The 13,447-nt window shown below is 65.0% G+C and carries 13 protein-coding genes; 4 read left to right on the top strand and 9 right to left on the bottom strand.

Annotated elements, in window-relative coordinates; genetic code table 11:
- Positions 1–2 precede the first annotated feature (2 nt).
- From B5520_RS01915 to B5520_RS01905, 3 genes are read right to left on the bottom strand one after another with little or no spacing between them, the layout of a single operon-like run.
- Positions 3–821, bottom strand: coding sequence for a carbohydrate ABC transporter permease (locus tag B5520_RS01915; RefSeq protein ID WP_079595366.1), 819 nt, complete (start codon positions 819–821; stop codon positions 3–5).
- Entirely contained in the window at positions 822–1,775 is a 954-nt protein-coding gene (locus B5520_RS01910) for a carbohydrate ABC transporter permease (protein WP_079595365.1), read from the bottom strand.
- Between the two features lie 9 nt (positions 1,776–1,784).
- On the bottom strand, positions 1,785–3,083 hold the full coding sequence (locus B5520_RS01905) for an extracellular solute-binding protein (RefSeq protein ID WP_079595364.1): 1,299 nt from the start codon (positions 3,081–3,083) through the stop codon (positions 1,785–1,787).
- Between the two features lie 139 nt (positions 3,084–3,222).
- Here B5520_RS01905 and B5520_RS01900 point away from each other — a divergent pair, with 139 nt between their 5' ends.
- Both B5520_RS01900 and B5520_RS01895 read left to right on the top strand, forming a co-directional pair.
- On the top strand, positions 3,223–4,248 hold the full coding sequence (locus B5520_RS01900) for a LacI family DNA-binding transcriptional regulator (protein ID WP_104443427.1): 1,026 nt from the start codon (positions 3,223–3,225) through the stop codon (positions 4,246–4,248).
- Between the two features lie 29 nt (positions 4,249–4,277).
- Entirely contained in the window at positions 4,278–5,189 is a 912-nt protein-coding gene (locus tag B5520_RS01895) for an aldose-1-epimerase (RefSeq protein WP_079595362.1), read from the top strand.
- A gap of 134 nt (positions 5,190–5,323) precedes the next feature.
- Here the strand turns inward: B5520_RS01895 and B5520_RS01890 are convergent, their stop codons facing one another.
- On the bottom strand, positions 5,324–6,490 hold the full coding sequence (locus B5520_RS01890; protein WP_079595361.1) for an endo-1,4-beta-xylanase: 1,167 nt from the start codon (positions 6,488–6,490) through the stop codon (positions 5,324–5,326).
- Positions 6,491–6,681: 191 nt separating this feature from the next.
- On the opposite strand from B5520_RS01890, the gene B5520_RS01885 reads away from it, so the two are divergent.
- Together B5520_RS01885 and B5520_RS01880 are read left to right on the top strand one after the other, a co-directional pair.
- Positions 6,682–7,710: a LacI family DNA-binding transcriptional regulator gene (locus B5520_RS01885; protein WP_079595360.1), complete on the top strand. Its 1,029-nt coding sequence runs from the start codon at positions 6,682–6,684 to the stop codon at positions 7,708–7,710.
- Positions 7,711–7,931: 221 nt separating this feature from the next.
- Positions 7,932–8,663 (top strand): polysaccharide deacetylase family protein, encoded by a 732-nt coding sequence (locus tag B5520_RS01880; RefSeq protein ID WP_079595359.1) that lies wholly within the window; start codon positions 7,932–7,934, stop codon positions 8,661–8,663.
- Between the two features lie 40 nt (positions 8,664–8,703).
- Here the strand turns inward: B5520_RS01880 and pabB are convergent, their stop codons facing one another.
- From pabB to B5520_RS01855, 5 genes are all read right to left on the bottom strand, one after another.
- Positions 8,704–10,785 (bottom strand): aminodeoxychorismate synthase component I, encoded by a 2,082-nt coding sequence (pabB, locus tag B5520_RS01875; protein WP_079595358.1) that lies wholly within the window; start codon positions 10,783–10,785, stop codon positions 8,704–8,706.
- Positions 10,786–10,801: 16 nt separating this feature from the next.
- Positions 10,802–10,924 carry a type B 50S ribosomal protein L36 gene (gene ykgO, locus B5520_RS01870; protein ID WP_011693081.1) on the bottom strand — a complete coding sequence of 41 codons (123 nt, stop codon included), beginning with the start codon at positions 10,922–10,924 and terminating at the stop codon, positions 10,802–10,804.
- Positions 10,925–10,967: 43 nt separating this feature from the next.
- The gene (locus B5520_RS01865) at positions 10,968–12,056 is read right to left on the bottom strand and encodes a GTP-binding protein (RefSeq protein WP_079595357.1); all 1,089 of its coding nucleotides are present in this window, start codon (positions 12,054–12,056) and stop codon (positions 10,968–10,970) included.
- Between the two features lie 57 nt (positions 12,057–12,113).
- Positions 12,114–12,653, bottom strand: a complete 540-nt coding sequence (locus B5520_RS01860; protein WP_079595865.1) for a low molecular weight protein-tyrosine-phosphatase — start codon at positions 12,651–12,653, stop codon at positions 12,114–12,116.
- Positions 12,654–12,785: 132 nt separating this feature from the next.
- Positions 12,786–13,409: a LysE family transporter gene (locus tag B5520_RS01855; protein WP_079595356.1), complete on the bottom strand. Its 624-nt coding sequence runs from the start codon at positions 13,407–13,409 to the stop codon at positions 12,786–12,788.
- Positions 13,410–13,447: the final 38 nt, after the last annotated feature.

Raw genomic sequence — 13,447 nt, 5'->3', positions numbered from 1 at the left:
GATTACTTTCCGCCAGCGCCCATCAGGCCCTGGACAAGTGCGCGGCGCGCGAAGAGGTAGACAAGAAGTACCGGCACCATGGACAGTGTCACGGCGGCCAGGAGCCCGGGAATGTTGATGCCGAACTGGGTCTGGAAGTTGAACAGGCCCAGCGTGACCACACGGGTGGACTCGGACTGGGTCAGGATCAGCGGGAAGAGGAAGCCGTTCCAGGCCTGGAGGGCCGAGAACACGGCGATGGTGGACAGGCCGCCCTTGGACAGCGGCAGCACCAGGCGCAGGAAGGACTTGGCCGGGGTAGCGCCGTCCATGGCCATGGCCTCGTACAGCTCGGGGGTGATGTCCCGCATGGTTCCGCTGAGGATGATGGTGCAGATGGGCAGGGCGAAGGCCGCGGTGGGGAGGATGACGCCCAGCAGGTTGTCGTAAAGGCCCACAGTGTTGATGAGGTAGAACACGGGGACAATGACGGCCTGGGCGGGGATCGCGAGGCCCAGCAGGAACAGGCGGAAGATGGCCGAGGCGGCGCGGCTCTGGCTCCGCACGATCGCGTAGCTCAATGGCGGCACCAGGAGCAGGACCAGGCCCACGACTCCGACGGTAACGATGATGGTGTTCAGGAAGTACCGGCCAAAGCCGCTGGTGACGGCATCCACGTAGTTCTGCAGCGTAAAGCTGGTCGGCAGGGACAGCGGCCCGTTGTCGCCGAACTCGGCACGGGTCTGGAACGTGGCGGACAGCATGACGTAGAGCGGAACAGCCACGATGGCGAGCCAAATGAAGGCTCCGATGCCGGCGAGGTAATTCGGGCGTGTTTTCATTTAGAGCCCCTCCAGCGAACTGCGCATCTTGTCGTACCCGGACAGGCGGACCACGGCGAAGGAGATGGCCGTCGAGATGACGACGAGGACCAGCGCGATGGCACTGCCGGTGCCGAAATCGAACCGCCGGAACGCTTCCTGGTACATGTGGAAAGCGGTGATGGTGGTACCGGTGCCCGGTCCGCCGTTGGTCAGGATGAGGACGGTTTCAAAAGTGGTCAGGCCGCCGACCACCATCAGGATCACTGACGTGATGATGCTGTTCTTCAGCTGCGGCAGGGTGATGCTGAAGAACTGCCGGACGGTGCCGGCGCCGTCGATTGACGCGGCCTGGTACAGGACGGGCGGGATCTGCCGGGCGGCGCCTTGGTAGATCAACGTGTGGAAGGGCGTGAACTGCCACATGCCCACGAAGATCAGCACCGCGATGGCACCGGTCTGCGTGCCAAGGATGTTGCCGTCCCCGAACAGCCAGGACATCTGGCCCGGAATGCCGAAGTTGGGGTCAAGAAGTGCCCGCCACAGCACGGAGATGGCGGCCGAGGAGAGCAGCAGCGGCACGAAGTAGACAGCGCTCAGGATGGCGCGGTTCTTCTGGTTGCCGGCTGCCCAGACGCCGAGCAGGATGCTGAGCGGAGTCTGCGTGACGATGCCGAGCACAATGAACAGCAGGCTGAGCCAGAGGCTCTGGAGCATGACCGGGTCTGCGAAGAGGGCTTCCCAGTTCTTGAGCCCGACGAACTTCGGGTCGCCAAGGCCGCTCCAGGTGGTGAAGGAGAGCACGGCCACCGCGAGGAGCGGGACAAGTGCGAAAAGGGCAAAGAATATGCTGGCAGGAAGGGCCCAGACAAAGCCGGGGCGGCCCACGTTGGAGCCGCCCCGGCCTGCCGGGCGGCCCTTGGCGGGGCCGCCCGGATGTGCCGGGCGCCTGCGTTGTGCAAGCGTCGTCGTCATTGTTGTTTCCTAGAGGCTCTGCATGGCCTTGATGAAGCCGTCTTCGTCGATCTGTCCGCTGAAGAACTGGGCGACGGCGGTGTGGATGGTGACAGTTGCTTCCGGCGGGTACGCCTGGTCCCAGGAGAGCTGGAAGGACGGGGCTTCCTTGACCAGGTTGAACTGGTACTTGGCGTATTCCGGATCTGCTGCCTTGTCGAGGAACTTCTCGGTGTTCGTGGTGGTGGGCAGGTTTCCGATGCCCACCTGCTCCTGCACGAACTGATCGGAGTACATGAGCTTCAGGAAGTCGCGGGCGGCTTCCGGGTAGCGCGTGTTTTTGTGGATCGAGTAGAAGTTGTTGGTGTTGCCCACCAAGTTGTCCTCGTCGCCGAGGCCCCCTTCAACCTTGGGGAACTCGCTGTAGCCCAGGACCTCGGCGGCGAACTGCGGGTCGCTGCTCTGCTGGGTGGCGTATTCCCATGAGCCCATCAGCTCAAAGCCTGCCTTGCCGCTGGCGAGGAGGGCGGGAGAGCCGCCGTCGGTGAACTTCACGGAATCGAAATTGGTGCCGAACGCACCGGCGTCGACCAGTTCGCGGAGCATGCCCAGGGCCTTGCGGCTCTCTTCCGATTCCCAGACGCTGGTGTCCCCCTCCAAGGCCTTCTTGAACAGTCCTTCGCCTGCAACGCGGTCGTAGACGTACTCCACCCACATCAGGGTGGGCCACTTGTCCGCACCACCCAGGGCGATGGGGGTGATGCCCTTGTCCTTGAGGATCTTGACGTCTTCAAGGAGTTCATCCCACGTCGCGGGAGGATTGGAAATGCCTGCGTCGGCGAGGACCTTGGAGTTGTTGAACAGCATGACGGGCTGGGTGCCCCGCATGGGGATCCCGTATGCCTTGTCATCGATGACGGCAGTCTCGAACACGGACGGCAGGAAGGCGTCCTTCAGCTGCGGGTCCTCCTTGATGAAGTCGTCAAGGGGGAGCAGGAGGTCGGCATCCACGAAGTTCTTGATGCTGCCCCCGCCCCAGTTGAAGAAGATGTCCGGAGCCGTGGGCGTGTCGATGATGGTCTGGAGCTTGGACTGGTACTCCGCGCCCGGGATCTTGTCCAGGACAACCTTGACGTCGGATGTTGCATTGAAGGTGTCGATCATTTTCTGTTCGACGGTGTTCCCCGCATCGCCGTACATGGCGACGTGAATTTCATTTTCGGGCCGGCTTGCTGCGCCGGACCCTCCTGAGCACCCGGCCATTGTCAGGCCAAGGGCCAGAGCCGCGCTGCCGGCAATCGTGCGGGCCACCCAACCGTGGTGGTTCATCTTTGAACGCCTCTCGAAAGTTTCGATACTAGGACCGAAAGTTGTTTGATGGATCACAGTCTAGGCGCGGCCATTCACCGGCGCAAGAGGTTCGCAAATTTGCGGTACAAAAACCGAAAGTATCGCTATGCTGTTTCTCATGACGAGCCCTGCTTCTTCTTCCGACGTGCGCGTTACTCTCGCCCAGCTGGCGGAGGAGGCGGGCGTTTCGCTGTCGACAATTTCGAAGGTCCTCAACGGCCGCGCCGACGTTTCCCGCAAAACCAGGACGAAAGTTGAGGAGCTCCTGGAGGAGCATGGGTACAAACGGCGAAAGGCATCGACCAAGTCGGCGCTCCTGGAGCTGGTCTTCCCGGAACTCGAAAGCGCCTGGGCGCTGGAGATTATCCGCGGCGTCGAAAATGTCGCCAAGGCGAACGGCATGAGCGTCATCCTCACCGAAAGCGGCACCAGGCATGCGCCGGGCGCAGGCTGGGTGGAGGGCGTGATGGCGCGGCAGCCCGCCGGGGTTGTCCTTGTTTTCTCCGACCTGCCCCTGGAATACCGGCAGCAGCTGGAGGCCCGCTCCATTCCCTTTGCCATCATTGATCCCGCGGGTGACCCCGCCCCCGGTGTTCCCTCCGTTGGCTCCGCCAACTGGGCCGGAGGCATGATGGCGACCCGCCACCTCATCGAACTCGGCCACACACGAATAGCCGCCATCTCCGGCCCGGAGGACATGATGTGCTCCCTGGCGCGGATCGACGGCTACAGCTCAGCCCTGAATACAGCCGGTATTCCCATCGACCGCTCCTTGATCAGGTACGGCGACTTCCACGTGGACGGCGGACGCGCCCATGCCCTGGAGCTGCTGGCCCTCGAGGAAAGGCCCACCGCCATCTTCGCGGGCAGTGACCTGCAGGCCCTCGGCGTGCTCGATGCCGCCCGCCAACTGGGCCTGTCCGTTCCCGGGGACCTGTCCATCGTGGGATACGACGACCTTCAGGTGGCACGCTGGTCCAGCCCGGCCCTCACCACCGTGCACCAGCCCCTGATCGAGATGGCCGAAGAGGCTGCCCGGATGGTTCTGCGCCTGCGGGAGGGCGAGCGGCCCAACAACCTGCGCCTGGATCTCGCGACGTCACTCGTTGTCCGCCAAAGCACTGCACCTCCAGGCCGGATCTGATCCTGGCCCCGCCTCCCGAAAGGAACCGCATGTCATCCATCGTCAACGCCAACGGTGAGCTCATTACGCTTGAGGCGGGGGACTACACGGCAGTTGTCACCACTGTGGGGGCCGGGCTGCACAGCCTGGCTTTCCGCGGCCAGGACCTGGTCCTGCCCTATCCTGCCGACGAACTGCCCCCCGCCTTCGCAGGCAAGACGCTCATGCCCTGGCCGAACCGGGTGAACGGCGGTGCGTACTCCTTCGGTGGGCAGCGTTATGAGCTGCCGGTCAACGAGGCGGCCACCGGGAGCGCGCTGCACGGGCTTGCGCTGTGGAGCGAATGGCGGGTGGAGCAGCGCTCGCAGGCCGAAGCGACCCTGGCGCACCTGCTGCACGGCGAGCCCGGGTACCCCTTTCCGCTTGCGCTCTCGGCAACCTACGCGCTGGACGCGGCCACGGGGCTGCGAATCGAGCTCAGTGCCCTCAACTGCGGCCCGGCACCAGTCCCTTACGGCTGCGGCTCCCATCCCTACCTCACGGTGGGCGGCGGGGACATCTCCACCTGCGAGTTGAGTTTCCGGGCAGGCAAGGTGCTCCTGACGGACGACAAGCTGCAGCCTACGGACCTTGTTGATACCAAGGGCACGGACTTTGACTTCTCGGACGCCCGCAGGATTGCCTCGCAGTCGCTGGACCATGCCTTCACCAACCTCCCTGAGGGGGAGTGGGACGTCATCCTCCGCAACCCTGCCCTGCAGCTTGCGGCGGTGCTGCAATCAACGGGGGACCAGGCACCCTGGCTGCAGCTCTATTCAGGAGAACTGCGCGGCCGCAAGGGGCTGGCGGTTGAACCAATGACCTGCTCGCCCGATGCTTTTAACTCCGGCCAGGACCTTGTTGTCCTGGAACCCGGCCAGTCGCACACGCTCGCGTTCACGATCCACGCCCTGGAGGGTTAGCGGATCAAACCTGTCGGCGGATCAGGACAGCCGGCACTGGGCAGTAGCTGGAGCACAAAGCGGCCCGGAACCCTTCGGTTCCGGGCCGCTTTGCCGGCAATTGCCGCTTTCGCCAGGATTTACTGCGGCAGTGGCTACTGCTGGTAGGCCGGGTGGTGGGCCAGGCGCTGCTCTCCGCCCGGGGTTGCTGCGGCCAGGGTGGACTGCAGCGCGTAGTACGAGGGCTTGCGGGTGTAGTCCTCCCACATCACCGTTGCCTCGCCCTCGCCGCTGAAGAAGACAGGCACCCAGGAGTACTTGTCGTTGAATCCCCAGATGGTGAAGGACTTGCATCCCTCAATGTTCAGGCAGGCTTCCAACGCACGCTGGTAGTAGCTGGCCTGCTTGGCCAGCTGTTCGGTGGTCGGCTTGGTCCCGGCCGGAACGTCCATGCGGACGTCGATCTCCGTGACGGCGGTTTCCAAGCCAAGGTCTTCGAAACGCTGAAGGTTCGCCTGGAGGTCGCCGGGGAAGCCATAGCGGGTGCTCAGGTGGCCCTGCACAGCAAAGCCGTCCACCTTCACGCCCTCTTTCAGGAGCTTCGAAATGAGGCTGACGTAGGCCGTGCTCTTGGGATTGATGCTTTCAACGCCGTAGTCGTTGAAGAAGAGCTTGGCTTTCGGATCTGCTTCGTGCGCCCAGCGGAACGCGTCAGCGATGATATCCGGACCCAGTTCGCGGATCCAGATGTTATCGGTGGTGCGCAGGGTGCCGTCATCCTTGAAGATCTCGTTGGCAACATCCCACTGCTGGATCTTTCCGGCGTAGCGTCCCACCACGGTGGTGATGTGGTCCTTCAGGATGGAACGGAGCTCCTCCTTGCTGAATTTGCCTTGCTCCAGCCAGGCGGGGTTCTGGCTGTGCCAGAACAGGGTGTGGCCGCGGACCACCTGTCCGTGCTGCTGGGCGAACTCGACGATGGCGTCCATCTCAGCAAAGCGGTACTGGTCCCGCTGGGGGTGGATGAACTCCCACTTCGCCTGGTTTTCGGGGGATACGGAGCTGAACTCGGCAGCCAGGACTTCCCGGTATTGCGCGTCGGAAGTGAACGGGTTGGCGTAGGGCATGGTGTCATGATGGCCGCCGCCGGCAACCGCGGTGCCGATCCGGACGTCGTTGGGTGCGGCCCAGCGCAGGGTGTCCTGCTTGGCAAGTCCTGGGGGCTTCGGCTGGTCGTTTTGGCCGGCCATCGCGGGCAGTGCCGTAGGGAGGACAAACGTCGACGCCAGCACGGCGGCGGCGACTAGTTGGGCAACCTTCATTAAATGCTCTCCTTTGAGGTGCTGAATCGATCGGTCCCGGAGGGCCGATGGCGACTGACTTCCGGAAATTTCCGGAAGTCAGTCGTTGTAGATTAGGAATATTCCGGAGAGCGCGTCAAGGGTTTCGGCAAAACTTTTGAAACCGCCCAGCCGGGCGAGGGCCTATACTTGCAGCGGACCAGGAGGAATGCGTGCAGGAGAGTCCCCGCCGGGCAGTCACAATTTCGGCCATCGCCGCCGAAGCGGGAGTATCGGTGCCCACTGTCTCCAGGGTGCTCAACGGCCGCAGCGACGTCGCCCCGCAAACCCGGGAACGAGTGGAAACGCTGCTCCGGGACTACGGGTATCAACGCCGGGGCGCGCGCCCGGAAGTACGGTCCGGCCTTATCGACCTCGTGTTCAATGACCTGGACAGCCCGTGGGCAGTGGAGATCATCCGCGGGGTGGAGGAAGCCGCCAACGAAGCCGGTGCCTCCACCGTGGTCTCCGCCATTCATCGCCAGAGCAGCCCCGCGTCCACCCGGCAGTGGCTGGACAACGTCAGTGCCAGGGCAAGTGACGGGGCCATCCTGGTCACCACCGACCTCGATTCCTTCCTCCGCGCCGAACTGCAGCGCCTCCACGTGCCGGCAGTCGTGGTGGACCCGGCCGGTGTTCCGGACCTGGATGTGCCCACGATTGGCGCCACTAACTGGACCGGAGCAGTGGGTGCTACCGAGCACCTGACCGGAATCGGCCACCGCCGCATCGGCTTTGTGGCCGGAACGCCGGGGTTATGGTGCAGCAGGGCCCGGCTGGACGGCTACCGGGCAGGCCTGGACGCGGCGGGCATTTCCTTCGATCCCGAACTCGTTATCGAGGGGGACTTCGACTACCAGTCCGGCTTTCGTGCCGGTTGCCGCCTGCTCGAGTTGGCCGAGCCGCCGTCCGCCGTCTTCGCAGCCAGCGACCAGATGGCCCTTGGCGTCTACGAAGCGGTCCGCAAGAAGGGCCTCCGGGTGCCCGAGGACATCAGCGTTGTGGGCTTCGATGATCTTCCCGAGGCCCAGTGGGCCTCACCTCCGCTCACCACAGTCCGGCAGCCGCTGGCCGAGATGGGCAAACTTGCCGCCCGCACGGTACTTCGGATGCTGCAGGGCGAAGGCGTGGAGAGCCCGCGGGTGGAACTTTCCACGCGGCTGATGGTCCGGGAGAGCACGGCTCCGCCGGCCGGCCGCTGACCTCCGGAAGCCGCTGCCTCCCCGCAACTACACCAGGGCCGGATAACCCTTGACGGCGCTCGCGGCGTGGACCTACGCTGAGCAAGTTCCGGAACTTACCGGAAAACTTCCATGATCCTCCCCGCCAGCCACGCGGCTCTGTGGTCCGCAAAGCAGCGGTCTTTCGTGCTTTCACGACGTGCGGCGTGCCGGCGAGGTTCATGACGACAGGAAGGAAAACAATGCACCTCCCGACGTACAACCCGGTTTCCCTGCGCAGGGCCGCACTGCCACTCGCGGCGGCTGTCCTTGCCCTCGGTGCCTCCGTCCCGGCAGGCCTCGCCGGAGCAACCCCCGCGCAGGCGGACCAGGCAACCCCGGCCATTGTCGATTCGACCCGGCATGAGGGCAAATACCTCAGCCTGACGTTCGATGACGGTCCCGACCCCGTAAGTACCCCCAAACTGCTGGCCGTCCTGGAGAAACACCACGTCAAGGCCACCTTCTGCCTGTGGGGTGACCATGTGAAGCAGTACCCCGACATCGTGCGGCAGATTGCCGCCGCCGGCCACCTGCTCTGCAACCACACCATGCACCACGACAACATGGCCACCTGGGGCCCGGAAGCCATCAAGGCTGATCTGCTGGAAACCAGCGCCGTTATCCGGGAAGCGGTGCCGGACGCAAAGATCGACTACTTCCGCGCCCCGTACGGCAGTTGGGGACAAACGCCTGAAGTGGCCGCCGAACTGGGCATGCAGCCGCTGGGCTGGCAGCTGACCATCGGCGACTGGGAGCCGCCGGGGACGCCGGAACTGGTCCGCCGGATCCGTGAGGGAATCCGGCCTGGCGGTGTTGTGCTCCTGCACGACGGCGGCGGTGACAGGACCCAGACCGTGGAAGCCGTTGACCAGGTCATCCCGGAGCTCAAGTCCGAGGGCTGGAAGTTCGACAGGCCCGCCCGCCGCGGCTGACCTGTCGCGCGGGCGGCACGGCAACGGCCCGCGCGGCGCATCAGGTGTCCGGGAATTCCGCACCCAGCGTGGACAGCACTCCATATGCCTTGGTGCGGATCTCCTCGTACTCCTCGTCCGGCACCGAGTCGGCGGTGATGGCACCGCCGACGCCGAGCGTCAGTTCCGCGGTTCCGTTCCCGTCTGCGCTGATCACCAGGGTCCGGATGGCGACGGCGAGGTCCGTTGCGCCGTTCAGCGAGAAGTATCCGATGGCGCCGGAATAGAGGCCCCGCGCTTCGCCTTCCAGCTGGTCGAGGATGGCCATGGTGCTGATTTTGGGCGCGCCGGTCATCGAGCCCGCCGGGAAGCAGGCGGCAACTGCCTCCGCCCGGGACGATCCGGGCAGGAGGCGGGCGTCAATGGTGCTGACCATCTGGTGCACGGTGGCGTAGCTCTCGATGGCGCAGAGCCGGCTAACCGTGACGGAACCTGGAGCGGCGAAATGGCTGAGGTCGTTCCGCAGCAGGTCGACAATCATGATGTTCTCCGCGCGGTCCTTCAATGACGTGGCCAGATCGGTGCGCAGCTGTGCATCCTCGGCCGGATCAGCAGCCCGGCGCCTGGTGCCCTTGATCGGTTCGGCGCGCATGCCGCCGTCGGACGCTATCTTGAGGAACCGCTCGGGGGAGGTGCTCGCCACCGTGACGCTGCCCAGCCGGAGGAAGCTCGCGAAGGGTGCGGGGTTCCTCCGGCGAAGCGCCAGGTACGTGCTCCAGGGGTCCAAGGTGTCGGCCGGCACGCGGGCTGACAGTGTTGTGGTCAGACAGACCTCGTAGGTGTTTCCCTCGGCGATCTCGTGTTGGGCAGCGGCAATCTTTTCCCGATATTCCGCGCCTGTGTCGCGGCTTTGAAAGGCAGGCGCTGCAGGGAGTACGACGCCGGTGCTGCCGCCGGGAGGGGTTTCTTCTTGCCGTTGCGCCGCGTCTTCGACGGCCGCTGCCGCGGCGTCCAGCCAGGCCTCCGCGTCCGGAGCCTCCAGGGCGAGGAGCCAGGCCGTGCCCTCGGCGTGGTCCAGGACCACGGCCCTGCCTGCGAAGATCAGCGCGGCGTCAGGGGTGGGTGCAGGCAGGTCGGTGCCGCCGGTTTCGCGCTTGAGCTCATAGCCCAGGCACCCCAGCCAGCCCAGTGTGAAGTGGCCCGGGTAGCCTTCGGGCGCGCGGACCGCCCGGCGGCCCCACACGGTGTCGAGCCACCGGAAGAACGGCCCGTTCACCCGGACTGCCGCGGAGCCCGTGCTGATCAGGCTTTCCCCGGAGCGGTGGGTCACTGCCTGGCCGAAAGTGCCGCCGTCGTCCGCCATGATGCTGAAGCGGCTGCGCCCGGCGGCTGTCTTTCCGGTCAGGTCCTCCCCGCCTGGTTGGAAACCAGCGGCAGCGGCGTTGGACGAGTCCAGCCAGACGGCGTTGGCCGAGCCGCCATAGAGGGAGCGGAACAGGGCCGGGGCGTCCGGGAGCCGGTCCAGCCGCCTTGCCCTGAGGGTGAGGCCGCGGCGGGCGGACAGTTCGGGTGCCAGGACCGGGGCCAGTGGCGGGAGGTAGGGGAGGAGTTGCAGCAGGTCGGTCACCGCGGAACCGTCTGCGAGATTGTTGACGCGGACATCCGCGTGCCGCGGGACGTCATCGCCCGCCAGCCATTCCTCTTCCTGCGCCGCCCACTGGTCCCAGTAGGGTTCATAGGTGTCGCCGTCGCGGTTCAGTGCCCGGGTCCGCCGCACGTCGTCCGGCGACTCGGCCCAGATCACGGCGCTCAGGAGCGGACGCGCTTCCGCCGCTGCCGCCCCCACTCCCTCCACGATGACGATCTCTGCGGGGAGCGTTACCTTGGGGTCGCCGTCGTAATGTTTCTCCCAGTCCCAGCTGATCCATGTTGCCGCCTCCCCCCGGCTCAGCGGGCCGAGGACGGTGGAGACGTAGCGTTCGACGCCGGCCGCGAGGCCGTTCCAGCCGGGGTAGATGTCTTCGAGGTGGAAGAGGGAGACCTTGTGGTGGACGCGCAGGCGGGCCGCCAGTTCGACGGCGAGTGTGGTCTTCCCTGCGCCCGAGCGCCCGTCGACGGCGATGATGACGGGGGCTGGGCTCATGGATTAGAGCGTACCGTTATCCCTGCCGGGCTTTCATCCGGGGGTTCTTCTTGTTAATGACAAAGGTCCTGCCGCGGCGGCGGACAATTTGTGCCCCCGGGATCTTCTTCAGTGCCCGTAGTGAATTCCGTACCTTCATGGTTCTTCCTTTGTTTTGTTTTTTGATGGTGAAACGGCGGGTGCTAGCTGGCAGGCCGGAGGCCGAAGGGGTCGTGCAGGCCCTCACCGGATGCCAGTTCCTCATCCGTGAGCTCGCAGTTCCGCAGGAGCCGCTCGAACTCCTCCGGATCCAGGTCCTCTCCCGTTGCGGCAATCACGGTGGCGGCGGCAGGGGCCAATGCGCGTACCGCGGGCTGCTTCCCCGGCCGCCCCTCCGGCCAGCCGCCCACGTTTTCGAGCCAGACCCGCGGGCCGATGCCCTGGATGGCTATCCGGCATTCGGGCGCGGAAGCGACCCATAGTTGGCCCCGCAGGACGCAGCAGCCCTGGGCGAGGATGCCCAGCGCCTGGCGGAAACGTCCGGGATGGAGGGGGCGCTCAACGTGCTGGAACACGGTAGTGAACGGCGAGCCTGTGCCCTTGCCGTCCGGGCGGGGCTCCTGGATGGTCCCCGGAGCTGTCCTTGCCACGGCCTCCGCGTACTGGTGCAGGCCGGGGCGGACAGCTGCGGCGGCGGGTGCAATGTCTGCATGCGGGGCCACTTCCCGGATCAGGTGCAAGCCACGTTTCCGCCCTACGGGATCAGCCGGAACGATATCCGGTTCTGCCGGCAGGACGGTGTCCACAAACGCGAGTTCGCCGAGCAGGAATTCACCGGGTGTGCGCTCGTCATCGGCCACCGGAGTAAACCCGGACTCGAACAGCGTGTGCGGGTCCCAGATGTGGTCCTCCACCGCGTCCGGGGCGCAGGCAAGGATGGCCGAGGAAACCCGGGCTGGGCGGCCGAGGCCCCGGTCCAATGCGGAAACGGCGACCGACGCAGGCACGGCCGGAGGCAGGCCGATGATGATCGGCTGGCCCTGGTTTTCCTCGATCAACCGGTCGACGGCCGGGACCAGGTCCAGGCGGACCGCACAACTGAGGCAGCCATGCTCCAACATGGTCTCGTCCCGTTCCACCATTATGGAGCCGCTGTACACACGGCGGATAACGAGTCCGTTTTCCAAAAGGTCGTGGAGGACCACCAGGCTTCCCGGGTGGGCTGCAGCCAGGCCCTCGCAGGCCTGCTGGCGGCAGAGGGCATCAAGGGAACTGACAACGATCAGGTGCATGCAAGCAAGAGTAATTGAGAATCATTCTCAATTACAAGCCGGCGGTGTTTCCCCTCATTAGCTTTCCTGCGGCTGAAGCTCCGAACCCCTTAGTACTGCCGCCCTGATGTGGTCCACGATGCCTGGCAGGGCGCCGCTGATCTGGCGCCATACAGTGTCGAAATCGGCCTGCCCGCCGTACCAGGGGTCCTCAATCCCCTGGTCCAGCATGTCCCGGCCGGCCACTTTGGGGTCGAAGCTGCGCAGCATGCGGATCTTTTCCAGTGACTCGCGGTCCGGGGCCGCCTCGCTCAGCCAGGCGTAATGGTCAACGTCCAGCGCCAGGATCAGGTCCCGTTCGCGGAACCAGTCGGGAATCCATTCCCGGGCAATGTGAAGTTCGGAAGCCAGGTGGGCAACCGCCAGTTTGCGGGCAGCGCGGGGATCGATGGGCCGGCCCGCCTCATAACCTGTGGTTCCGGCCGAGTCCACGGCCACCATTCTGTCCAGCCCTTCGCGCTCCAGAGCCGCCCTCAGCATAAGTTCAGCCATGGGGGAGCGGCAGATGTTGCCGGTACAGACGGCAATGACGCGGTATGGGCTCGACGCTGAGTTCATGAAAGTAAGCATGCGCGCTAATTGGCCCTGTTGGCTAGGGCCCGATTCATAAATGTTGACAGGCTTGTAAAGAACGATGACTATCCGTGCCATTCCCGCACTTTTGAGCCGTCGTTGAGCCGCCCGGACCGGCTAGTGGATCAGGGCTAGCAGGATTCCGACGGCCACAAACAGCACGCCAAACACTTTGCTGAGGAGCAACTGTCCACGGCTGGTCTGGGTAAAACGCTGGAAGGACCTGGCTGTGGCGGCGAAGAAGAACCACATCACCAGGATGTCGATGCCCACAATGGTGGCGGTGAGCACCGCGTACTGCGCGAAGAGGGGCTGTTCGGGCCGGATGAACTGCGGCATGAACGCGAGGAAGAAGACGATGGCCTTTGGGTTGAGCAGGTTGACCCACAACCCGCGCCGGAAGATCGACCAGGCCGGCTCGTTCCGCAGGGCCTCAGCCTTGTCCTCTTCAATGTCCGGCTTGCTGAGGAACTGCCGGACCCCCAGGTACACGAGGTACGCGGCGCCTGCATAGCGGATCACGTTGAAAGCGACCGGGGAGCTGGCAACCAGCACGCCCACCCCCAGGGCCACGATCACCACGTGGACCACCAGGGCTGCCTGCTGCCCAAGGATTCCCCACATCGAACGCCGAAAACCGGCGTTCAGCGAGTTGCTCATGGTGTTGATGGCCCCTGCGCCCGGGGTGAAGCTGATCAGGGCGCCGGCGCCGGCCAGAGCCAGCCAAAGGGAAAATTGCACCTCACAATCCTACGCGGCGCATGTGCGTCTACAGCCGT

The sequence above is a fragment of the Arthrobacter sp. P2b genome (assembly GCF_900168295.1).
Taxonomy (GTDB): Bacteria; Actinomycetota; Actinomycetes; order Actinomycetales; family Micrococcaceae; genus Arthrobacter.
The sequence above is the reverse complement of the archived record's forward strand: the minus strand, read 5'-3'. Positions and strand labels throughout refer to the sequence as shown.